This is a genomic window from Arcobacter sp. CECT 8985 (assembly GCF_004116495.1).
Classification (GTDB): domain Bacteria; phylum Campylobacterota; class Campylobacteria; order Campylobacterales; family Arcobacteraceae; genus Malaciobacter.
Genome location: NZ_PDKC01000006.1, coordinates 36,149 through 60,147 on the forward strand (window position 1 = coordinate 36,149; position 23,999 = coordinate 60,147).

Sequence of the window (23,999 nt, forward strand, 5' to 3'; positions counted from 1 at the left end):
AATGAGAGTTGAACTAAAACCAAAACTATTAACTGATGAATCTTTTAAAAAATTCGGAGAAGTTATTTGTACTGAAAATAGAGATTCAAAGATTATAAATGACGGGTATGCACAGAAGTTTTATGAACTTTGTGTAATGGATGCAAATGAAAAAGGTGGAAGTTCAACTTTACATATTTATGTAGCGAAAAATAGGGAGTTTCCACTACATATAAATATGCTAGAAAAACATCCAAGTTTTTCTCAAACTTTTATGCCAAGAAGTAAAGAGCCTTTTTTAGTTGTAGTTGCATTGGGTGATGATAAACCTGATTTATCAACAATTGAAGCTTTTTATACAAATGGAAACCAAGGAGTTTTTTATAATAGAGGTGTGTGGCATTTTCCATTAATTAGTCTAAAAAATAATGAACAATTTATCGTTATTGATAGAGCGGATAATAAAACAGAAGAACAAAAGATTGTTGAATGTATTGAATATAATATAGAAGAAGAATCTATATATTTATTGGAGGAATAATATGTTAGAACTTAAGAGTAAGCCACCATAAAGACTTTTTTATTTCAATATTTTAATATTTCCATAAAAAAGTCATAAACGCCAACGTGATTATATAAAAAGAAATATTAAAAAGAGGAATTTTATGAATATTAAAGCTTAGTTTTCACTATAAAATAGTTATTTCCAATAATTTTTTGTAGTGGATTTACTGTACGTAACATTAGGGAAGAAAAATAATGATTAATGATGTAAATAAGGACTCTTTATCTCCTACAAAAAAGAGTGATAAAAATTGGAATTGGTTTGAGGTGTCTAATATTTGGGCAAATGATATACAAAGTCTATTTGGGTATACATTAGTTGCCTCACTTTTTATTAGTTATGGTGTGTCTGGGTGGACAGCATTTATTGCATTGATTTTTGCTGGATTATTAGTTACTTTTTTTGTAAATATATCTGGAAAAGCTGGAGTTGATTATGGAATACCATATCCTGTTTTAGCACGTTCAAGTATGGGAATTAATGGAGCAAAATTATCTGCGATAATAAGAGCAGTTGTGGCAGTATTTTGGTTTGGTGTTCAAACATATTTTGCTTCAACTGCCCTTCATCTTTTAATAACAGCTTCTACAGGCATAGAGTTAAAAGCAACATTTTTAGGAATTGATGCAATAGGTTGGTTATCATTTTTTGTAGTATGGATACTTCAAATGGTAATCTTCTCAAAAGGAATGGATTGGGTATCGAAGTTTTTAAATTTTGCTGCTCCATTTGTTTATATTGTAATGATAGGCCTTTTAATTGTACTATGGAATGAATCAGATGGACAACTATTTAGTGAAGCAAATAATATTTTTTCAAGTAGCAAATCAACATTAAGTACTGAAATACATGGTTTTTTTGCAATTGTAGGAACTATGATTGCTTATTTTGCTGCTGTTATGATTAATTTTAGTGATTTTTCTAGGTATTCAAAAGATAATAAGTCAATGATAGTTGGAAATCTTGTGGGACTTCCTTTTAATATGGTTTTCTTTTCAGCTTTAGCACTTTTAATTACAGCAGGTTCAGTTGTAGTATTTGGTGAAAAATTAACAAATCCTATGGATATCGTTGAAAAAGCAGATAGTACAGTTTTAAGTTTAATTGCTGCAATTACATTTTTTATGGCAACTGTTGGAATTAATTTAGTTGCTAATTTTATTCCAGCTGTTAATGGTATATCAAATCTTGCACCTAAAAAACTCTCATTTAAAAAATCAGGATTTATCACTTCTTTATTTGCACTTATTATTGGTGGTTTTTGGGTAAGTTTTATTTCAAAAGTAGGAATTAGTCCAATAGTTAATACATTAGGTGCAACATTAGCTCCATTATATGGAATCTTGGTAGTTGATTATTATATTATAAAAAAACAAAAATTAGATATAGATTCTTTATATGATGAATCATATGAAAGTTTATATTATTATGAAAATGGTTGGAATAAAAATACAATGATTGCATTTGTTATAGGTGCAGTTTTTTCAATTTGTACAGTTTGGGTAGATGCATTAAGTAGTTTAAATGGTTATGGATGGATTATTGGTGCAATCTTGGGAGGCTTTATTTACTACTCAACAAAATTATTTTCAATAAATAGACAGTTAGTATATAATTAAAAAGGAGAATAGGGATGTATAAACAAATTAACAATTTAAATGTGGATGATAAACTTTTTTCTTTAATAAATGAAGAAATTCTTCCTCAAACAACTTTAAATAAAGATGAATTTTGGAAAACTTTTGAGAATATTATTGAGGAGTTAACTCCTCAAAATAGAGCACTTTTATCAAAAAGAGATGAAATTCAAGAGCAAATTGATTCTTGGCATAAAACAAATAAATATGAACAAAATAATCTTGAAGAGTATAAAAACTTTTTAAAACAGATTGGTTATTTAATTGAAGAAAAAGAGAACTTCAAAGTAGAAACACAAAATGTAGATGAAGAGATAAAACTTCAAGCTGGACCACAATTAGTAGTTCCTGTTAAAAATGCTAGATTTGCTTTAAATGCAGCAAATGCTAGATGGGGAAGTTTATATAATGCTTTATATGGAACTGATGTAATTCCAACAGATGGTGAACTACTTATTACAAAAGAGTACAATGAAAAAAGAGGAAAAGCAGTTGTAACTTATGCAAAAGAGCATTTAGATACAGTTGCACCACTTAAAGAGGGAAGCCATAAAGATGCTATCTCTTACAAAATTGTAGATGGAAAATTAGAAGTGACACTTCAAAACACTACTACAACTTTAGAAAATACATCAAAACTAATTGCATACGAAGGTGAAAAAGAAAACCCAAGAGCATTAGTATTTAAAAACAACAATCTTCATGTAATAGTTGAGTTTGACAAAGAAAGCTTTATTGGAAAACTTGATCTTGCTGGTATCAAAGATGTAGTTGTAGAAGCAGCAGTTTCAACAATTATGGATTGTGAAGACTCAATTGCAGCAGTAGATGCCCAAGATAAAGTTGAAGTTTATAGAAACTGGTTTGGTCTTATGAAAGGTGATTTAGAAGATAGTTTTGAAAAGGGTGGAAAAACAGTTACTAGAAAATTAAACTCTGATAGAAAATATAAAACTTTAGATGACAAAGAATTAATTTTACATGGAAGAAGTCTACTTTTCATTAGAAATGTTGGTCATCTTATGACAAATCCAGCTATTTTGGATAAAGATGGAAATGAAGTATTTGAAGGGATTATGGATTGTATGCTTACAACTTTAGCTGCAATTCCAGATTTAACTAATAAAAATGAGAAGAGAAATAGTAGAACAAAATCTATGTATATAGTAAAACCAAAAATGCACGGACCAGAGGAGGTTGCCTTTGCCGTTAAACTATTTGGGAAAGTTGAAAAAGCTTTAAACCTTCCTGAAAATACTATCAAGATTGGTATTATGGATGAAGAAAGAAGAACAACCATAAACCTAAAAGAGTGTATTAGACAAGCTACTAAAAGAGTTGTATTCATCAACACAGGATTCTTAGATAGAACAGGTGATGAGATTCATACCTCTATGTTAGCTGGTGCCATGACACCAAAAACAAAAATGAAAAGTGAAACTTGGATAAAAGCTTATGAAACTTGGAATGTTGATATTGGTTTGGAGTGTGGACTTCAAGGTTTCTCTCAAATTGGAAAAGGGATGTGGGCTATGCCAGATGAGATGGCTAAAATGATGGATGAAAAAATATCTCACCCAAAATCAGGAGCAAATACTGCTTGGGTACCATCTCCTACCGCTGCAACTTTACATTCTATGCACTATCATAAAATAGATGTATTTAGTATTCAAAATGAGCTGAAAGGAAAAAGAAGAGCAACTTTAGATGAGCTTTTAACTATTCCTTTGTTAAATGAGTCTTTATCAAAAGAGACTATCAAAAATGAGATAGATAATAACTGCCAAAGTATCTTAGGATATGTTGTTAGATGGATTGATGAAGGTATTGGTTGCTCAAAAGTTCCAGATATAAACAATGTAGCACTTATGGAAGATAGAGCAACACTTAGAATTTCTTCTCAACATTTAGCAAACTGGATAGAACATGGAATTTGTACAGAAGATGAAGTATTAGAGTCTTTAAAACAGATGGCAAAAGTAGTTGATAAACAAAATGAAAAAGATGCAAGTTATGAAAACATGGCACCAAATTATGATGGATATGCATTTAAAGCTGCAAGTGATTTGATTTTTAAAGGAAAAGCTCAACCTTCAGGTTATACAGAGCCTCTTTTACATAAATATAGAAGAGAATATAAAGAAAATAAATAACTAATATGACCTACTTGAAGTAGGTTATATTTAATTTTCTTTTTTGAATATTTTTAAAGCGTCTAAAATAATTTGTTTTAATTTTGGGTCTAAGTTAGTTGCCCAGTTTTGAAGTGCAATTATACTATATCCTTGTCGTAGTGTTGAATACTTTTCTTCCCATTGTTTTAACTCTGTAGAAATATCTTTATTTTCAACTGCAAGTTTTAATATTCTTAACATATTATATTCAGCCATAACAGATTTTACATTTGAGTATGTTTCAAAAATAGTATCTACACATTTCTTATCAAACTCTTTTTTTGAAATTAGATTTACTTCTAACATAGCAAGTAAACTTGCATCATATTTGGGATCAATTTTTAAAGCTTTTTTTAAATTCTCTTCAACTTTTTCATACATTCCTAAATCGCTATAAATATATACTAAGTTATTATACACTTCTACGCTTTTAGGATTTAAATCTTTTGCAATTAAAAAATTTTTTAAAGCTAAACTATGTTCTTTTTTATAATTATGCGTGCAAGCAAGCCAAGTATATGATGGTTCATAGTTTTCATCATACTGTAATGATTTATGATAGTATTTTATTGCAGTATCATAATCTTTTATATCTCTTCTGTAGATTTCAGCAATTTTAAAATATGTAACAGCATACTCACCTTCATCAACAAGTTCTATGATTTTTAAATATGTATCAATTGATTTTTTATAATCTTTTAAATCAAAATAGTAAACAGTAACCAAAACTTTATATAAATGAATTTTTTTACTTTTTTCTTCAGAATATTTAATTGTTTTTTTTAAAGTTTCAACTGCTTTATTAAAGTTTTCTCTTTGATATATGTATGAGTATGAAAGAAATTCTAATACCTCTTCGTCAAGTTGATATTTTAAAAATCTTTCATAATAATTGATTGCTTTTTTAAAATTTTCTAATTTGAAAAAAGCATCGGCAATATATTTTATATAGATGTGATTTGATGGATCTTTTTCAAAAGAAGTTAATGCGCATTTGATACTTTTTTCATAATATGCATCAATTTCATCATAGTTTTCAAAATTAAGTTCCTCTAAACAAATAGCTAAGTTGTAATAAGTTGTTGAATCTTCTTGTGAAAAAGATATTGCTTTTTTAAAAAATATAACTGCATCTTCATAGTCTTCTAATTGCATATAGGAATATCCAATTTTGCTATATAATAAATAGTTTGTAGGATGAGATATTAGAGCAATTTCTAAATATTTGATAGCTTCTTCATAGTTTTTTTCAAATGAGATTAGTTCGTCAGCTTTTAAAATAGCTTCTTCTACTTGTATTTCTTCGTCATTATTTAAAATCATAATGTACCTTTTAGTTAATGGTTTATATTATTTAAATCTTTTATAATACCAAAATATTATATAAAAAATAGAATTTATTTTTTTAATATTATTGATGATAAAAAAATTATTATAATTTTAAAATTAATAAAAACTTATGATAAACAAATTTTAAAAATTATAAGCTTTTAATAAGATATTAATAAAATATAATAATATTATCTGTTATAATATTGTCACAATTTTATAAAAAGAGTTATTATGGTACTAAAAATAGTGATTTTATCGGTTGTTTTCTTATCAAGTTTTTGTTTTGCTCAAAAAATTCCAATTAAAATAGGTATTGCTCCACACTCTTCAACAAGAGTTATCTTAAAATCACATCAAGATTTGAGAGTTTTTTTACAAAACTATTTTAAAAGACCTGTTCAAATATTAACTGCAAAGAATTTTACAGAGTTTACTAAGCGTTCTAATAAAGGAACATTTTATAATTTGATATTAACTTCACCTAATCTTGCAGTTATAGCTAAAAATATAGCTGGATATACTCCTTTGATGACTTATACAAAAGGATTGTCTACTATTATATTATCAACAAATAAAAATATATTAAAATCAAATCATTTTCCCTTACGAGTAGTGGGGTTAGACCCTGTATCTTTTCCTACATTAGATGCTCAAGATTGGTTAGCAAAAAAAGGATTTAAGCAAGGAGAAAAAATAGAATATACCTATACAAGTGCAACAGACAGCTCTATATCTATACTTTTAAATCACAATGCTGATATGATAATTATGTCTTTGCCAAATTACATAAAATTAATGACAAAAAAAACTAAAAAGCTAGTACATGTACTTTATCAAAGTAAACCAAAACCAAGTAGAATTTATCTTGCAAAAGATGCAAATGGAATTAGTGTAAAAGATTGGAAAATAGCACTAAAAGCTTTTAGTAAATCAAAAGAGGGGAAAAGACACTTAAAAATTACTAAACTTAAAGGATTTAAAGAAGTTGACTCTGAAACTTTAAATAATTTAGATTCTATTGTAGATGAAACAATGAGAAGGTTATATAAAAAATGAGAGTATCTTTATCGTGGAAATGGGTTATTGCAAGTTTATTAATTGAGAGTTTAATGCTTACTTTGATGGTTATTAAAAATTTAGAGCAACTAAAAACAAACTTATCAACTCAGACAATTGTAAGATTACATGAGCAAAAAATACTTTTAAAAAGTGCATTAGTTGCACCACTTGTTCAAATGGATTATGCAACAATTGATGCAATTTTAAAAGAGACTAAAAAAATAGCAACTGTTGATTATTTAGCAGTTGTTGATAATCAAAATAATTGTATTTCAAGTATTGGTTTGAGTGATTGTAGTAAACTTCCTAAAAAAGAGTTTAATCCTTTTAGTCAAGAATCTTTAAAAGATCAAAGATTTGATACTAACATACCAATAACACTATATTCTGAATATTTAGGTAAAGTCTATTTAGGATTATCAACAAAATTTTATACTAAAGCAAAAGAACAGATGCTTTCAAGAAGTATTTTTATTGCACTTATGGAATTACTATTATCTGCAATATTTTTAATAACAATTAGTAAATGGATAATAAAAAATCTAGTAAATTTAACACATAGTGCAGATGCAATAGCAAATGGAGATTATTCTAAAAGAATCAATTTAAGTGATAGTAAAGAGACATATGAATTAGAAAAAACTTTTAATCTTATGGCTACAAATATTGAAAAAAATGTTAGTGATTTAAAATCATTAAATAATAAACAGCAAAAATTAGTTAAACAGTTGAAACAACAAATAGATGAGAATCATGAAAAAGATATTTTGATTAAACAACAATCAAGAATGGCAATTATTGGTGAAATGCTTAATAATATTGCTCATCAATGGAGACAGCCATTAAATGCGATTACTGTACAAATGAGTAGTCTTAAATTAAAAAAAGAGATGAATATTATAGGAGACAATGAGATTGAAGAGATTTCTGATAGTGTAGTAAAATATGCAAATTATTTAAGTAATACTATTGATGATTTTAGAGATTATATAAAAGATGATAATGGTAAAAAAGAAGATTTTATAATAAGAGATTCATTAAATAAAGCAATTGATATTGTCTCTGCTTCTTTAAATAATCATTATATAACACATAGTATTATTGATTCAAATGAAAAATTAGAAATTTTTGGTGTATCAAATGAGTTAACACAAGTTTTTATAAATATATTAAATAATTCAAAAGATATATTAGTTGAAAATAAAATAGAAGAAAGATTTATTGAAATAAAAATTTTCAAAGAGAATAACAATATAGTTATATCTATTCAAGATAATGCAGGTGGCGTTGATGAAAAAATTATTGATAAAATATTTGATCCATATTTTACTACAAAACATAAAAGTCAAGGAACAGGTATTGGTTTATATATGAGTTCAAAGATTGTTTATGAACATTTTGCAGGAGAAATTGTTGTTAAAAATGAGGAAATAGAGTTTAAAAATAAAGTTTATAAAGGAGCAAAATTTTCTATAATTCTTCCTTGTTAATGTTGATATTAAATAGTATAAATTTATATGTAAAACAAAATTTATTAATAAAAAGTTCTTAATTTAATATATCTGTCTAATACTAAAAAGCAAGAAAATTGTAAATAAAAGTTTTATATTTTATTGTGACAATTATCTTGCTATTTTAAGAATTATTTTTTAGTTGTATATGATATTTAGATTTTATCTAGAAAAAGCAATTCCAAATCCAATTTTATTTATCTGTCTATCATAATCAATTAGGCTATCACCATAGCCTGTAAATACTTGAAAATATCCAAAACTATTAGCAAAATCAAGAAAACTTGGAAGAGGAAATGTCCAATTAAATTCAGCTGAACCTTTATTATTAGAAGTTCTTAAATTATTTCTTAATTTTAATTCAAAAGTATGGTTTTTATATGGATATATTAACGTAATATCACCATAACCTAAATATTTTTCTATATCTTTATTATCATCACTATTTTCATCTTCTGGAATTCTATACCAAATTCTTGGAACAAAAACTAAATTTGTTAATTGAAAATAACTCTCTAGGTATACTCTGTTCCAAGATCTTGATTTTTCATCTCCTTGTCCATTGGATTCGTGTAAGAGTGAAATCTTGTATGCTTTTAATGCTGAGTCTTTATTTCCATACGGAAAAGTAACAAAAACTTCTGGTTGGTAATTTGATTCTCTAAATGGAGATGAGTCTTCTGTTGTTTGCCAGTATGATTTTTGAGTATAACCAAATGAAATGGTTTCATTTAAACCAAAAGAGTTATAAAATAGAGGTTTTTCGAAACTAAACTGAAACTTTGTTTCATACTGTTTTCTATCATTTTTTGCTTTTGTATCAAAAGTTATAGGAAGAAGATAGTTAGTTTTGTATGGATAAAGACCAAAATCTCTTATTATCATCTGCTCTAAAGTATTTGAAGTTTGTTTGTCTTGTATCTTTATATGTTTTTTAAAGAATTTTTTTCTAATTTTTTCAAATTTATCAGCTTCTTTGAGCACTTTTGTTGTTTTTTGTGATTTAGATATTTCTGTTTTTTCATATTGTTTTAATGCAATTTGTTTATATATTTGCATCGCTTCTTTATAGTTTCTATTTTTTTCAAAAGCTTTTGCTTTTTTTAAAAGTTGATTATCTATAGTTTCAGCATATAAAAAGCCACTATAAATAAAAGCAATTAGAAGTAAAAGTTTCATAAAGTTTTCCTATATTTTTAGTGCAATATTTATAACACAAAATATCTTTAATTATCTTATTTTTTATTTTTAAAATAGCTTTTCAAGAAAAAATGCTATAATCCCCAAAAATTAAATATTAAAGGTTATACTTTATGCTTGTAGCACCCTCAATACTTTCAGCAGATTTTGGCAAATTAAACGAAGAGATAAAAGCAATTTGTGATGGTGGATGTGATTTAGTTCATGTTGACGTTATGGATGGACATTTTGTTCCAAATATGACAATTGGTCCAGTTGTAGTAAATCCAGTTGCAAAAGTTGCAACAAAACCACTTGATGTACATCTTATGGTTGAAAATAATACTTTTTTTGTTGATTTATTTGCACCTTTAAAACCAGAATATATATCATTTCATATAGAGAGTGAAAAACATCCCCATAGACTTATTCAAAAAATTAAATCTTATGGTATAAAACCAGCAATTGTATTAAATCCCCATTCAACTCCTGAAAGTATTGAATATCTACTTGAAGATTTAGATATGGTATTACTAATGTCTGTAAATCCTGGTTTTGGTGGACAAAAGTTTATTTCAAGTGTAATTGAAAAATCATCAAAATTAAAAGAACTTATCAAAAAAAGAAATCCAAACTGTCTAATTGAAGTAGATGGTGGAGTAAATGATAAAAATGTACAACAATTAAAAGATGCAGGTGTTGATGTTGTTGTTGCTGGAAGTTATGTATTTAAAAATGAGGATTATTCAAAAGCAATAAAAAGTTTACAGGTATAAAGATAATATAATGCGTGTAAAAATATGTGGAATAACAAACTTAAAAGATGCACTTGATGCAGTAGAAGCAGGTGCAAATGCATTGGGCTTTGTATTTTATGAAAAGAGTCCAAGATATATAGATCCTTTAGAAGCTAGAAAAATAGTTGATCTTTTACCTCCATTTATTCAAGCAGTTGGATTGTTTGTTAATGAATCTTCTAAGCATATTAATGATATATGTAAAGTATCAAATATGCAATTAGCACAAATTATTGATGATAAAGATAATACAGATTTTGATAATTTAAATATAAAATATATTGAAGTAGTAAGAGCAAAATCAAAAGAAGATATTCAAAATCTAGATAAAAATAGTTACTATTTAGTTGATGCATTTGTTCAAGAGTTTGGCGGTGCTGGAAAAAGAGTAGCTTTAGAATGGTTTGATTCAATTGATTGTTCTAAGATTATCTTAGCAGGAGGATTAACATCTTCTAATTTAAAAGAGCTAAAAAATTATAACTTTTTTGCTGTTGATGTAAGTAGTGGGGTAGAATCATCAAAAGGAAAAAAAGACACAGAAAAAATGAAAGAGTTTATGAAATCAGCAAATGAGAAGTAAAAGAAAAAATAAAACCGTCTTATCAAACATTGATAAATTAGTTGCAAAACTAAAAACAAAGCAAATGCCATTGGAAGAGTTTCTAATGCAGTTAGATAATTTTAAAGATACATTTTATGATAATCCAGAATTAGAGTTTGAATTATTACTTTCAAATGGTCTGCCTATTGAATTAGATGGAGATAATATCTATTTAAAGACTGCAAGAACACTGATTAGTGAACAAACTTTTTGTATTGTAGATATTGAGACAAATGGTTCAGATGTACAAAAAGGTCAAATAATTGAATTGGGTGCAGTAAAATATAAAAATGGTAAAGTTATTGATAAATTTGACTCACTAGTTTATGCCAAGCAAGTTCCAAGATATATCCAAGAAGTTACGCATATAACTCCTAAAATGTTAGAAGATGCGCCTGTAATAGAAAAAGTTTTAAGAGATTTTAAAATCTTTTTAGAAGATGATGTTTTCGTAGCTCACGATATTAAATTTGATTATAACTTTATATCTAACTCTTTTAAAAAATATCACTTAGGAAAATTAGAAAATAGAAAATTATGTACTATTGCACTTGCAAAAAGAACAATTCCTGCACAAAGATATGGATTGGATTTTTTAAAAGAGTTATTAAAAATTAATATAGATAATTTACATAGAGCATATAGTGATGCTATTAGTACGACTTATCTTTTACAAAAAAGTTTAGATAAATTGCCAGAAGAGATTAAAACAACTGAAGATTTGATTAGTTTTACAAAGTCAAATAATATTATAAATCAGGGGAGATAATATGTTTTCACAAGAGAATTATTTAAAAGCATTAAATTTTGCAGCAGTAGCACATGGTGAACAAAAAACACCAAAAGATTTACCTTATTTAACACATCTTTGTAGTGTTGCAATGGAAGTTATTCATGCGACAGTAGAATCAAATATGTCAGATGAAAAAGCAGATTTAGCAATTACTTGTGCATTATTACATGATGTTATAGAAGATACATCTTTTACATTTGATGATATTTTTGATAATTTTGGACTTGAGGTAGCTGAAGGAGTTGATGCACTTAGTAAAGATAAAAAACTTCCTAAAAAACAACAAATGCAAGATAGTCTAAATAGAATTTTAGAACAACCATATGAAATTCAGTTAGTAAAATTAGCTGATAGAATTACAAATTTACAAGAGCCACCAAAACATTGGGATAATGAAAAGAAAAATGATTATTTAAAAGAAGCAAAAATTATCTTATCATGTTTAAAAAATTCGAATCTTTATTTATCTGCAAGATTAGAAAAAAAGATTGAAGAGTATAATCAATATCTTGATTAACTCTTCTTTATTATTATTTTAATTTTTGTGCTACAAGCTCATTTACTACTTTAGGGTTTGCTTTTCCATTTGTAGCTTTTAAAACTTGACCTATAAAAAATCCAAATAATTTTTGGTTTCCAGCTTTAAATTTCTCTACATTTTCTGGATTCTTTTCAATTATTTCATCGATAATTGGTAAAATAGTATTAGGATCACTAATTTGAACTAATCCTTTATCTTCAACAATTTTAGAAGGTTCATCTCCAGATTTTACCATCTGTTCAAATACTTGTTTTGCTATTTTGCTAGAAATAGTCTCATCATCTATCATTTTTGCAAGTTGAGCAATATGTGAGGCATTGAATTTTAATTCATTTATTTCTTTTTCTTTTAACTCTTTAGCTACATCATTTGCCACTATATTTGCCAAAGAAATAGGGCTATTTAACTCTTTTAATGCTTGCTCATAAAAAGATGAAAGTTGTTCATCTCTTGTTAAAATATTTGAAACTTCATTATTAAGTTTTAATTCATTTGTATATCTATCAAAAAGTTTTTGTTGAGTAGCTGTTAAAGGTTCTGCTTCACCATGAATAACCTCTTTTTTCTCTGCTTTTTGAGTTGTTTGAGTTTTTACTTTACTTTCATCTTTTTTACTTTTTTTAGCCCAAGAGTCTTTAAGTCCAACAATTTTGTTAAATACTGGTTTATCATCACTATAATCAACTGGATCTGCATAAAAATAACCTTCTCTTTCAAACTGAAATCTTACATCAGCTTTTTCATTTATTACAGCTGGTTCTATTAATGCATCTTTTATAATAGTAAGTGAATTTGGATTTAAATCTTCAAGACCTTCAGGAGCTTCATTTTTATATAGTCTATCATAAAGTCTTACTTCGACTTTTTTTGCTTGTTTAGCTTCAACCCAATGAATTGCACTTTTTACTTTTATTCCACTTGTATCATGACCACTTTTTGAATTTGGTGCATATTCTGCTTTTATTTCAGTTATATTTCCATTTTCATCTTTTATTACTTCTTTACAAGTAATAATATAAGCATATCTAAGTCTTACTGGTTGTTCTGGTGTTAAACGGTTATATCCTTTTATAGGATTTTCCATAAAGTCATCTCTTTGAATATAAATTTCACTTGAGAAAGGTAATTTTCTAGAACCTTCTTTAGGAACATCATGGGGATAGTATGAAGCTTCAATTTCTTCACTTCCTTCATAATTTTCAATAGTAACTTTAATAGGATCAAGTACACACATAACTCTTGGAACTTTTTTATTTAAATCATCTCTAATACAAAATTCAAGTTGAGAGACATCAACCATAGAGTTTGCTTTTGCAATACCTATTTGATCACAAAAATTTAATATAGATTCAGGAGTATATCCTCTTCTTTTATATCCTGCAATTGTTGGTAGTCTTGGATCATCCCAACCATTTACATAGTTCTCATTTACAAGCTCTAAAAGTTTTCTTTTACTCATAACTGTATAGTTTACACCAAGTCTAGCAAATTCATGTTGGTATGGTCTTGGAGGTTGAAGTTCTAAAGCATCCAATACCCAATCATAGATATCTCTATTATTTTCAAATTCAAGTGTACATATTGAGTGTGTCACACCTTCTATATAATCAGATAAACAGTGAGCAAAATCGTACATAGGATATATACACCATTGATCTTTTGTTCTAAAATGAGTTGCATGTCTAATTCTATATAATAAAGGATCTCTTAGTTTCATATTTGCAGCACTCATATCAATTTTTGCTCTTAAAACATGTTCTGCATCTTTAAACTCACCATTTTTCATTTTTTCAAAAAGTTCAAGATTCTCTTCAATTGTTCTATTTGCATATTTACTTCTTTTTCCAGGCTCTGTTACTGTTCCTCTGTACTCTTTCATCTGTTCTTCAGAAATACTATCTACATATGCTTTTCCCATTTTAATTAGTTTTACAGCATATTCATATATTTTAGGAAAATAATCAGAAGTATGTTTTACTTCTCCTTTCCATTTGAAACCTAGCCATTGTACAGCATCTTTTAATGCTTCCACATATTTTGTATCTTCTGTAGTTGGATTTGTATCATCCATTCTAAGATTACAAAAACCATCATAATCTCTAGCAATTCCAAAATTTATACAAATTGATTTTGCATGTCCAATATGTGGAAATCCATTAGGTTCAGGAGGAAATCTAGTAATAATTTGTTTATATTTGTTTGATTCTAAGTCCTTTTCAACTATTGTTCGTAAAAAATCTTTGTTTTCACTCATCTATTAAACCTTTTGATATATCTTATTATAAGGAAGATATTTTATCTAATTAGAGCTTATATTGAGGCAACTTTAGTGCTTTATTGATGATTTTAATAAAGCACTTTTAATAATAATTTACTTAAAAGCTCTTGTTCTTGTTTATCTAATTTTGAAAAAGATGCATCTTTTGTAATGAATGCAAATATTAGTATAGCATTAAACTCAAATGTATTAAGTGAGTCTTATTTAAATATCGAAAAAATTATTTCAATTGCATAAGAGTATAAAGTTGATGCAATACATCCTGGATATGGATTTTTATGTGAAAATGACTTTATAAAAAATAGTAAAGAGATAACTTCTTTTAAAAGTTGGAGAAACTTTATAGAGCAAAATTAGCTTTATAAAGTCTGTTTAAATTTTTTTCTATACTCTTTTGGATTTAATGAAGTCTGTTTTTTGAAAAGCTTTCTAAAACTATTTTCGTCAAAATATCCTATTTCAAGAGTTATTTCTGAAAGTTTTTTTTCAGTAGAGATTAAAAGTTCTTTTGCTTTTTCGACTCTTAGATTTTTAAGATATTGTATGGGTGAACTATTTATGGCTTTTTTAAATCTTCTAGTAAATGTTTTATCTGTTAAATTTACTTTTTGTGCAAGTAAAGAAACAGAAATTTGTTCATTAAGATTATTTTTCATCCATTCAATAATATTTTTTATTTCTTTATCATCATATAAAAAGATAGTAGAAAAGGATTTATATGATTTTTGAGATACTCTTCCTCTATCAATTATCATCAAGTTTGCTAATTGTGTAGCTGTTCTATTACTATGAAATTTTTCAACTATATAAAGACATAAATCTATATAAGCATTAATGCCACCTGCTGTTATTATATTTTTCTGTTCAATAAGAATTTTATCAACATCTAATTTTATATTTGGAAATTCTTTTTTAAACTTATCTTCATATGCCCAATGGGTTGTGGCTTTTTTATTATCTAGAAGTTTTGTCTGAGCTAATATAAAGCTACCAATACAAGCTGAAGCTAAGATTGCATTTTTTGAGTGCTGAAAAACTAACCATTTTATTATCTTTTTATCAACAATATAACAGTTATCTCTTAATTTTGGAGGTATTATAACTACATCATAAACATCTTCAAAGTTTAGTATTTTAGTATCAAAAATATTTGATTTTTCTAAACTGACAAATGTAGTTTTTATCTCTTGTTCATCTTTTGCTTTGCAATAATTATTATTTATCATAAAAATATCTTCTATTCCAAATGCAGCAGATTTTAATACATTTTTTAAAATTAATATTGCAATTTTCATTTTTGTCCTGAATAACTTGTTTTGTGTCAAAAATACCTATTTGAGATTGTATCATATTATATGATAATTACAATATAAAAAATTAAAGGATAAAAGATGAAATTTACACAAATAAGAAATGCAACAGTAAAACTACAATATGCAAAAAAAAGTTTTTTAATAGATCCTGTATTAGCACATAAAAATGCATATGCTGGTTTTAAAGGAACATTAAATGAACATATAAATTGGCCAACAGTAGATTTACCATGTGATATAGATTCAATTTTAGATGTGGATGCAATTATTATAACGCATACACATCCTGATCATATAGATGATGCTGCTTTTAAATTGATTCCCAAAAATATGCTTTTATTTGTGCAAAATGAACAAGATAAGGTGTTTATAAAAGAAAAAGGCTTTACAAACATAAGAATTTTAGATGGAAATACAATTTTTGAAGGAATTAATATTTCAATTACAAAAGGTCAACATGGTTCTGATGAAATAATGGAAGTTTTATCTCAAAGATTAGGAGTTGTTTCAGGATTTGTTTTACAACATAAAGATGAAAAGACATTATATTTAGCAGGTGATACAGTTTGGAATAGTGATGTTGAAGATGCAATTAATACATATAAACCAGAAATTATTATTTTAAATGCAGGGGATGCTCAAATTCCAAAATTAGGTTCAATTATTATGGGTAAAAAGGATACTTTAAAAGCACATAAATTAGCACCTAATGCAACTATTATTGCAACACATTTAGAAGCTGTTAATCATGCAGCTTTATCAAGAATAGAGTTAAGAAAATATATAAAACAAAATAATATAGAAAAATATGTTTTAGTTCCAGAAGATGGTGAAAGTTTCAAAATCTAATAAATAGATTTTGAAATAATTATATTAACTACAACATCTTTTTTATTTACTAAAAAGATGTTGTAATACTTTATTTAGATTCATTTAATACTTCTTTTGCGTATTTAATTCCTAAATCAAATGCTTTGTTATTTATATCATGTACTTTTTCGGGTACTTTTGAAAGCATTGTTTCTCTTAAAATTTCATTATCAACAATATCACCTGTCATATGATTTGCAATTGATAAAGCAAGTACTGATTGTGTAATTACATTTCCTACTTCTTCTTTTGCAATTGTAATAATAGGAATTTCATATATTTTAAATTTTTCTCTATCTTCTTTAGTTGGTTTTACTAAATTTGGTTCAATTACAATAATTCCACCGTCTTTTACACCTTGTTTAAATTGGTCATATGAAATTTGTGCAACTGAAAGCATAAAGTCAATTTCACCATCATTTGCATAAGGAAATAAAATAGGTTCATCTTCAAGTGTAATATCCACAACTGTAGGTCCACCTCTTACTTGAGAAGTATAAGTTGCTGTTTTTAGTCCATAACCACCTGCTTTTATTTTTGCTGCTGCAAAAATTGAACCTGCAAGTAAAACACCTTGTCCACCTACACCTGTAAATCTCATTAATGTTTTAGCCATTTTATCTCCTAAAGCTCAACTTTACTATTGTTTTTATGAGCTTGTTTTACTTTTTCATACGACTCACAATACTCTATTGCATTTTCATCTTGTTTTAATATTCCTGTAGGAAATTTTCCTATTTTATCTTCATCTTCTAATTTCTCAAATTTAGTTTTTGCTAAAGTAATAGAGTCTATCCACTCAAGATTTTGCATTGCAGTACCCATTTTATTTTTTCTACCTAGATTTATATGGCAGTTTGAAAATACATCAAAAAATGAGTAACCTTTATGCTGTAAACCTTTTACAAAAAGTCTTTCTAATTTTTTTGGTTCTAGCATACTTTCTCTTGCTACAAAACTTGCACCTGCACCTATTGCTAAATTACAAGCATCAAAAGTAGGATCAATATTTCCTCTTTTTGCCGTAACTGTCCACATTCCTTGAGGTGTTGTTGGACTTGTTTGTGAGTTTGTAAGACCATAGATGAAGTTATTAACAACAATGTGATTTATGTCTATATTTCTTCTACATCCATGAATTGTATGATTTCCACCAATTGCAAGACCATCACCATCTCCTGTTACACAAATTACATGTTTATCTGGATTTGCCATTTTTATACCTGTTGCATAGGCGATTGTTCTTCCATGAGTTGTATGAACTGTATTGCAATCTATATAAGAAGAAAATCTTCCTGAGCAACCAATCCCTGATACTACACATACATCATCCATATTCCAACCAAGTTTATCAATTGCTCTAATTAGTGCTTTTAATATAACACCATCTCCACAACCCCAACACCAAAGTGTTGGCATTTTATCTACTCTTAGGTATTGATCATAATTAAAAGCCATATTACATTCCTTTTATTTTTTCAATAATTTCTAACGGAGTAATAGGTCTTCCATTTGCTTTAAATAGTGTAGTGAAATCATCTCTTAAACTCACTCTTTGAATCTCTTGAATATATTGACCTTTATTTAACTCTGTTACTAAAATTTTATCTATTTTTTGGCAATACTCTTTAATTTTTGTTGAAGGACTAGGCCAAAGTGTAATTGGTCTAAATAATCCAACTTTAATTCCTTCTTTTCTTAACCTTTTAATAGATTCTTTTGCCGAAAGTGCAACTGAACCATATGCAATAATCATATATTCGGCATCCTCAAGCATGTACTCCTCATATTGTTCAACTTCATCTAAATGAGCGTTTACTTTATTAAAAAGTCTATCTATTAAGTCTTGACTTAATTTTGCATCTTCTGTTGGATGTCCAGTTGGTCCATGATGAAGTCCTGTAAAGTGGAATCTATAGCCTTTAAACATTGGATTTAATATTGCAGGTTCATCTTGAGGTACACCATAAGGTTTGTACTCTTTTGGATCACCTTGGTAAACTCTTCTTGGAACTATTGATTTTTTTACTTCTTCTGCATCTGGAATCGTTGCTTTTCCACTCATATGTCCAACAGTTTCATCTAAAAGTAAAAATACAGGTTGCATAAATCTATCTGCTAGATTAAATGCTCTAATTGTTTGTGTATAACACTCCTCTAATGTAGAAGCTGTTAATGTAATTGAATTAAAATCACCATGAGTTGGTGATTTTGCTTGTAATACATCACCTTGCTGAACTCTTGTTGGAAGTCCAGTTGATGGTCCACCTCTCATTACATTTATTATTACAATTGGAACCTCTGCAATATATCCAAGTCCAATATTTTCTGCTTTTAAAGAAATTCCTGGTCCACTTGTTGCTGTTAATGCTCTTTTTCCACTCATTGCTGCACCAAGTGCTGCACAAACTCCTGATATTTCATCTTCCATTTGCATTGAAACACCACCATTTGTTGGTAATAAATCAGAAAGAGTGTGCATAATTTCACTAGATGGAGTAATAGGGTATCCTGCAAAAAATTCACAATTTGCATCAATTGCAGCTAGTGCTGCTAATTCATTTCCTGTTGATATTATTTCTCTTGTCATCTATTTCCCTTAAGCTTTTGGTAATCTATAATTGTTATTTATAATGGCGATACTTCGCTCTTTTGCTTCAGTTGTTAATTTTGCAAATTTAAACTCTTTTTTGTCAGCTACAAAAATTGCAAAATCAGGGCAAGATAGCTCACAGTCATTACATCCAATGCATGAATCTTCATATACAACACTTGCCATTGCACCAAGTGTTGAAGAAGAATCATACTTCATTGATAATACACCAGCAGGACAAACAGAAACACACATATCACATGCTTTACATCTATTTTCATCTACCCAAACGGGAGTATTTTCGGGTGCTTGTATAATTCCCATAATATTTCCTCTTTTCTTAGTAATAATTGTTTATAATTTATTGAAATAACACAAAAAAATTATGTCACTTTATTATTAAATCTCTAATAATTAATATTAATTATAAAAAATAATTAAACTTTATGCTATACAGACTTAAAATATACTTTAAAAGCCATTTTTAAACTCCATAAATACGAATATTATAAGGAATTTAAATGCTTTTTTTGGGTTTAAGTTTTTGTTTAAATCAAATATTTGTTTTATTAGATATAATAATAAAAATTTAAAAGGTAATAAATTGGTTTTATATCAGCCAAAAGATGGATATTGTTACAACAGCGATACACATTTTTTATATGATTTTATATTAAAAAATTTAGCTATTTTTAAAAATGTAAAAGGTGAACTTTTAGATATTGGAAGTGGAAGTGGAATTTTAGGATTATTGGTTTGTAGAGATTTATCTTCTATTAATTTAAATCAATCTGAAATACAAGAGAAGTTTCAATTATTAAGTGAAATAAATAGTAAATGTAATAAAATTAAAAGCACTATGTATAAAGGTTCATTTTTAAAAATGCAGTTTGATAAAACATTTGATATTTGTATATCAAATCCACCTTTTTATCACTCTAGTGTAATAAAAAGTGAAAATGAAAATTTGAAAATTGCAAGATATAATGATTCTATGCCTTTAGAAGAGTTTATTTGTAAAGCAAATAAAATTTTAAAACCAAAAGGTAAATTTTTTTTCTGCTATGATGTAAAGCAGATTAATGAGATTATACTTTTATTAAATAAATATAAATTTAATATTGAAAGTTTACAATTTGTACATCCAAGTAGTTCAAAAGAAGCAACATTAATACTTGTATATGCAAGAAAAAGTTCAAAATCTTTAACAAAAATATTACCTGCTTTAGCTGTTTTTAATGGCAAAGAGTTTACAAATGAAGTAAAAGAAATTTATGAAAAATCTTCAACACATAGTATAAAAGTAGAAATATGATATTAAAAGAAAAAGGATATAACTACTGTTTTGATGCAAATGCCTGTGCATCTTGTAAAGGTAATTGTTGTATTGGTGAGAGTGGTTATATTTGGATAAATAAAGAAGAGATAAATAAACTTGCACAACATTTAGATATCTCTTTAGATGAATTAAGAGTAAAGTACCTAAAAAAAGTAGGATATAAATACAGTTTGAAAGAGGTACAATTAGAGCCTAATAATTATGCATGTACTTTTTTTGATATTGAAAAAAGACAATGTAGCATATATGAAGCTAGACCTACACAATGTAGAACTTTCCCTTTTTGGGAATATTTTAAAAATAATGAAAAAGAGGTATATGAAGAGTGCCCAGCTATAAAACACTTATAATATTAATTTTACCACTGTTATTCGCTTCTTGTGTTGGAACTTCAAATATTCCAATTAACAAAAAAGCTTTTGAACAAGAAGATTCTTATATTTTATATGCATTAGAGTATGAACAAAATAGGGATTTAAATAATGCAAGAAAAATGTATTTGAAACTTTTCGAAAATAGTGGCAGATATAGTTATCTAAAAAGATTTTTAGCTATGAGTATGCAGTTAAAAAAATATGAAGATGTAAGAATATATAGTAAAAAATATTTAGATGAAGATAGTAAATCATATCAAGATATTCTAAGATTTTATACTATTTCTTTATTGAAATTAGATAAATTAGATGATGCTTTAGAACAAGGACAAATATTATTAAAAAGATTTAATAATTCTGAAAACTATGAGTTATTAGCAAATATATATTTTGAAAGAGAAGAGTATTCAAAATCTGAAAAATATTTTGAAAGTGCATATGTTTCAAATATAAGTGGACAAACACTTACAAATTTAGTAGATGTTCTTTATTCATATTTGAATAAAAAAGAAAAAGCAATCTCTTATTTAGAAACTCATATTAGACTTTACGGTTGTGAAGGTGGTGTTTGTTCTAAATTATTCTCTTTTTATAGAGAACAAAGAAATATTGATGGAATAATATCTGTACTTAAAAAAGCATTTTATGAATATAAAAAAGATGGCAATATTCATGCAATGAATAGAACATACAAGTTTTTAATCGCATATTTAGAACAAAAAAATCTAGATGAAGCAATCGCTTTTTTAGAAAAAAATGATATAGATGAATATAAACTTTTATCTTTATATCAAAAGAAAGATTATAAGAAAAAATCTTTAAAATTATTATATAAAATCTATAAAAAAACTGGAAATATTGATTTATTAGCACAAATAGCAATACTTGAATTTGAAATAGCAAAAGATAAAAGAAAAGTTTTAAAAGAAGTTATTACTAAATTTGAAAGTGCATTGATGGTATTAGATAATCATATTTATCAAAACTTTTTAGGATATTTGCTTATTGATTATAATGTTGATGTGGATAAAGGACTAGCTTTAGTTAAAAAAGCATTAGAAAAAGCACCAAACAATGTGGCATATATTGATTCTTTGGCATGGGGATTATATAAGAAAAAAGAGTGTAAAAAAGCTTATACACAGATGAAAAAAGTAATTGATGCAATTGGTTTAGATGAAAAAGAAATAAGATTTCATTGGAATAAAATTAAGGAGTGTAAGTAAGTGATTTTAGATGAGATTATAGAAAAAACAAAACAGGATTTAGAAAGAAGAAAAATTGAATTTCCTTTAGATTTATTAGGAAGAAGTCTATCTTCAAATCCTTATGCACCAAGAGATGTAAAGAAGTTCTTGACTTCTACAAAAGAAGAGCCAATTAGAATAATTGCAGAAGTAAAAAAAGCAAGTCCTAGTAAAGGAATAATAAAAGAGGATTTTGATCCACTTGCAATTGCACAAGAGTATAGTAATAATGGTGCAAATGCAATTTCAGTATTAACTGAACCTCATTATTTTAAAGGGAATTTAGAGTATCTAACTCAAATAAGAAGATATGTACCAACACCACTTCTTAGAAAAGATTTTATTGTAGATAAATATCAAATAGTTGAAGCTTTAGTTTATGGAGCTGATTTTATACTACTAATTGCAAAAGCATTAAGTACAAAAGAGTTAAAAGAGTTATATGAATATGCTTTACATCTAGGACTTGAAGTATTAGTTGAAATTCATGATAAAGAAGACTTAACTAAAGCTATGAAATGTGGTGCAAATATAGTAGGAATAAACCATAGAAACCTAGATACATTTGAGATGAATATGAATCTTTGTGATGAATTAATCCCAATGATTCCAAATGGAAAAATTATAGTTGCTGAAAGTGGAGTAAGTAACACAGAAACTATCAAAAGACTAAGCTCAATAGGAGCAGATGCTTTCTTAATAGGTGAACACTTTATGAGAGTTCCATCTATTAAAGAAGAGCTACAATCATTTAAAAACGCTACTAAATAAAGAAGAGAGTTATTCTTTCTTCTTTTTATTAAATAATCTACAAATATATACTACAAATACCTTTTTTTACATTATAATTATAAAAAAGATTTAATATAAGGATAAATGATGAGATTATATATCTTATCAAGAAACGAAAAACTTTATTCAACTAATAGATTAGTTGAGTCTGCACAACAAAGAGGTTGGGAAGTTCGAGTTATTGATTATTTAAAATGTAGTATTGAGATTATGAAGGGTGAGTTAAAAATCAATTATTTAGGTGAAGAATTACCAAAACCTGATGCTATTATTCCTAGAATTGGTGCTAGTAGAACATTTTATGGTACAGCAATGGTTAGACATTTTGAAATGATGGATGTCTTTACAGTTACTGGTAGTTTAGCAATTCAAAGAAGTAGAGATAAGTTAAGAAGTTTACAAATACTTTCAAAAAAATCAATAGATATGCCAAAGACAATTTTTGCATCAAATGAATCAAATGCTAAAGATGTAATTGCTTTAAGTGGTGGAGCTCCTTTAGTTTTAAAAATACTTGAAGGTACACAAGGTGTAGGTGTTGTATTAGTAGAGAGTGAAAAAGCTGCAAAATCAGTACTTGATGCTTTTTATGGAATGGATGTAAATTTATTAGTTCAAGAGTTTATTGAAGAAGCAAATGGAGCTGATATTAGAGCATTAGTAGTTGATGGAGAAGTTGTAGGAGCAATGAAAAGACAAGGTGCAGAGGGTGATTTTAGATCAAATTTACATCAAGGTGGAAGTGCAACAGCACATAAATTAACTAGAAAAGAAAAAGCAACTGCAATAGCAGCTGCAAAAGCAATGGGGCTTGGAGTATGTGGAGTTGATATGATTCCTTCAAAAAGAGGACCATTGGTTATGGAAGTAAATTCTTCACCTGGGTTAGAAGGAATTGAAACTTCTACAAAACTTGATATTGCTTCTAAAATAATGGATTATATACAAAGAAATGTAGACGTATCACAGACAAAAAAAAGAAAAATTAAAAAAGATAATATTGGAGCATAAGATGGGTTCTG

Annotated in this window: 23 protein-coding genes; 15 read left to right on the plus strand and 8 right to left on the minus strand. The window is 27.1% G+C overall.

The window, feature by feature from the left end:
* Position 1: 1 nt before the first annotated feature.
* The 3 genes from CRU93_RS04365 (at position 2) to CRU93_RS04375 (ending at position 4,334) form a co-directional block, all read left to right on the plus strand.
* Positions 2-520 (plus strand): ureidoglycolate lyase, encoded by a 519-nt coding sequence (locus CRU93_RS04365; protein ID WP_129102968.1) that lies wholly within the window; start codon positions 2-4, stop codon positions 518-520.
* A 218-nt stretch (positions 521-738) separates the two neighbouring features.
* Positions 739-2,163 (plus strand): NCS1 family nucleobase:cation symporter-1, encoded by a 1,425-nt coding sequence (locus tag CRU93_RS04370; protein WP_129102969.1) that lies wholly within the window; start codon positions 739-741, stop codon positions 2,161-2,163.
* A 14-nt stretch (positions 2,164-2,177) separates the two neighbouring features.
* Positions 2,178-4,334, plus strand: coding sequence for a malate synthase G (locus tag CRU93_RS04375; RefSeq protein ID WP_129102970.1), 2,157 nt, complete (start codon positions 2,178-2,180; stop codon positions 4,332-4,334).
* A 30-nt stretch (positions 4,335-4,364) separates the two neighbouring features.
* On the opposite strand, the gene CRU93_RS04380 is transcribed toward CRU93_RS04375, so the two are convergent.
* A complete protein-coding gene (locus tag CRU93_RS04380; protein ID WP_129102971.1) occupies positions 4,365-5,678 on the minus strand; it encodes a tetratricopeptide repeat protein in 1,314 nt (437 codons plus the stop codon).
* Positions 5,679-5,918: 240 nt separating this feature from the next.
* Here CRU93_RS04380 and CRU93_RS04385 point away from each other — a divergent pair, with 240 nt between their 5' ends.
* Positions 5,919-6,743 carry a PhnD/SsuA/transferrin family substrate-binding protein gene (locus tag CRU93_RS04385; RefSeq protein ID WP_129102972.1) on the plus strand — a complete coding sequence of 275 codons (825 nt, stop codon included), beginning with the start codon at positions 5,919-5,921 and terminating at the stop codon, positions 6,741-6,743.
* A complete protein-coding gene (locus CRU93_RS04390; RefSeq protein ID WP_129102973.1) occupies positions 6,740-8,236 on the plus strand; it encodes a HAMP domain-containing sensor histidine kinase in 1,497 nt (498 codons plus the stop codon). The genes CRU93_RS04385 and CRU93_RS04390 overlap by 4 nt, the downstream gene beginning before the upstream one ends.
* 183 nt (positions 8,237-8,419) lie before the next feature.
* Here CRU93_RS04390 and CRU93_RS04395 read toward each other — a convergent pair whose 3' ends face one another.
* Positions 8,420-9,436, minus strand: a complete 1,017-nt coding sequence (locus CRU93_RS04395) for a phospholipase A (protein WP_129102974.1) — start codon at positions 9,434-9,436, stop codon at positions 8,420-8,422.
* A 134-nt stretch (positions 9,437-9,570) separates the two neighbouring features.
* Here CRU93_RS04395 and rpe point away from each other — a divergent pair, with 134 nt between their 5' ends.
* The 4 genes from rpe to CRU93_RS04415 are packed head-to-tail and all read left to right on the plus strand — an operon-like array spanning position 9,571 to position 12,147.
* Positions 9,571-10,212, plus strand: a complete 642-nt coding sequence (gene rpe / locus CRU93_RS04400; RefSeq protein ID WP_129102975.1) for a ribulose-phosphate 3-epimerase — start codon at positions 9,571-9,573, stop codon at positions 10,210-10,212.
* A 10-nt stretch (positions 10,213-10,222) separates the two neighbouring features.
* Entirely contained in the window at positions 10,223-10,816 is a 594-nt protein-coding gene (locus CRU93_RS04405; RefSeq protein ID WP_129102976.1) for a phosphoribosylanthranilate isomerase, read from the plus strand.
* Positions 10,806-11,606 carry a 3'-5' exonuclease gene (locus CRU93_RS04410; protein ID WP_129102977.1) on the plus strand — a complete coding sequence of 267 codons (801 nt, stop codon included), beginning with the start codon at positions 10,806-10,808 and terminating at the stop codon, positions 11,604-11,606. Before CRU93_RS04405 ends, CRU93_RS04410 begins: the two co-directional genes overlap by 11 nt.
* A gap of 1 nt (position 11,607) precedes the next feature.
* A complete protein-coding gene (locus tag CRU93_RS04415) occupies positions 11,608-12,147 on the plus strand; it encodes an HD domain-containing protein (RefSeq protein WP_129102978.1) in 540 nt (179 codons plus the stop codon).
* 13 nt (positions 12,148-12,160) lie between these two features.
* On the opposite strand, the gene CRU93_RS04420 is transcribed toward CRU93_RS04415, so the two are convergent.
* Both CRU93_RS04420 and CRU93_RS04425 read right to left on the minus strand, forming a co-directional pair.
* Positions 12,161-14,425 carry a glutamine--tRNA ligase/YqeY domain fusion protein gene (locus tag CRU93_RS04420; RefSeq protein ID WP_129102979.1) on the minus strand — a complete coding sequence of 755 codons (2,265 nt, stop codon included), beginning with the start codon at positions 14,423-14,425 and terminating at the stop codon, positions 12,161-12,163.
* Between the two features lie 383 nt (positions 14,426-14,808).
* The gene (locus CRU93_RS04425) at positions 14,809-15,744 is read right to left on the minus strand and encodes a GlxA family transcriptional regulator (RefSeq protein ID WP_129102980.1); all 936 of its coding nucleotides are present in this window, start codon (positions 15,742-15,744) and stop codon (positions 14,809-14,811) included.
* 96 nt (positions 15,745-15,840) lie between these two features.
* On the opposite strand from CRU93_RS04425, the gene CRU93_RS04430 reads away from it, so the two are divergent.
* A complete protein-coding gene (locus CRU93_RS04430) occupies positions 15,841-16,611 on the plus strand; it encodes an MBL fold metallo-hydrolase (protein ID WP_129102981.1) in 771 nt (256 codons plus the stop codon).
* Positions 16,612-16,681: 70 nt separating this feature from the next.
* Here the strand turns inward: CRU93_RS04430 and CRU93_RS04435 are convergent, their stop codons facing one another.
* The 4 genes from CRU93_RS04435 to CRU93_RS04450 are packed head-to-tail and all read right to left on the minus strand — an operon-like array spanning position 16,682 to position 19,549.
* Positions 16,682-17,248: a 2-oxoacid:acceptor oxidoreductase family protein gene (locus CRU93_RS04435; protein WP_129102982.1), complete on the minus strand. Its 567-nt coding sequence runs from the start codon at positions 17,246-17,248 to the stop codon at positions 16,682-16,684.
* Positions 17,249-17,256: 8 nt separating this feature from the next.
* Positions 17,257-18,090 (minus strand): 2-oxoglutarate ferredoxin oxidoreductase subunit beta, encoded by an 834-nt coding sequence (locus CRU93_RS04440; RefSeq protein ID WP_129102983.1) that lies wholly within the window; start codon positions 18,088-18,090, stop codon positions 17,257-17,259.
* Between the two features lies 1 nt (position 18,091).
* Positions 18,092-19,222: a 2-oxoglutarate synthase subunit alpha gene (locus CRU93_RS04445; RefSeq protein ID WP_129102984.1), complete on the minus strand. Its 1,131-nt coding sequence runs from the start codon at positions 19,220-19,222 to the stop codon at positions 18,092-18,094.
* Between the two features lie 9 nt (positions 19,223-19,231).
* A complete protein-coding gene (locus CRU93_RS04450) occupies positions 19,232-19,549 on the minus strand; it encodes a 4Fe-4S binding protein (RefSeq protein ID WP_129102985.1) in 318 nt (105 codons plus the stop codon).
* Positions 19,550-19,829: 280 nt separating this feature from the next.
* On the opposite strand from CRU93_RS04450, the gene CRU93_RS04455 reads away from it, so the two are divergent.
* The 5 genes from CRU93_RS04455 to rimK all read left to right on the plus strand — a co-directional run bounded on the left by CRU93_RS04455 (position 19,830) and on the right by rimK (position 23,988).
* Positions 19,830-20,540: a tRNA1(Val) (adenine(37)-N6)-methyltransferase gene (locus tag CRU93_RS04455; RefSeq protein ID WP_129102986.1), complete on the plus strand. Its 711-nt coding sequence runs from the start codon at positions 19,830-19,832 to the stop codon at positions 20,538-20,540.
* The gene (locus CRU93_RS04460) at positions 20,540-20,914 is read left to right on the plus strand and encodes a YkgJ family cysteine cluster protein (protein ID WP_258238829.1); all 375 of its coding nucleotides are present in this window, start codon (positions 20,540-20,542) and stop codon (positions 20,912-20,914) included. The genes CRU93_RS04455 and CRU93_RS04460 overlap by 1 nt, the downstream gene beginning before the upstream one ends.
* Positions 20,890-22,164 (plus strand): lipopolysaccharide assembly protein LapB, encoded by a 1,275-nt coding sequence (locus tag CRU93_RS04465; protein WP_129102988.1) that lies wholly within the window; start codon positions 20,890-20,892, stop codon positions 22,162-22,164. The genes CRU93_RS04460 and CRU93_RS04465 overlap by 25 nt, the downstream gene beginning before the upstream one ends.
* Positions 22,165-22,956, plus strand: a complete 792-nt coding sequence (gene trpC, locus CRU93_RS04470; RefSeq protein ID WP_129102989.1) for an indole-3-glycerol phosphate synthase TrpC — start codon at positions 22,165-22,167, stop codon at positions 22,954-22,956.
* Positions 22,957-23,064: 108 nt separating this feature from the next.
* The gene (gene rimK / locus CRU93_RS04475; RefSeq protein ID WP_129102990.1) at positions 23,065-23,988 is read left to right on the plus strand and encodes a 30S ribosomal protein S6--L-glutamate ligase; all 924 of its coding nucleotides are present in this window, start codon (positions 23,065-23,067) and stop codon (positions 23,986-23,988) included.
* Positions 23,989-23,999: the final 11 nt, after the last annotated feature.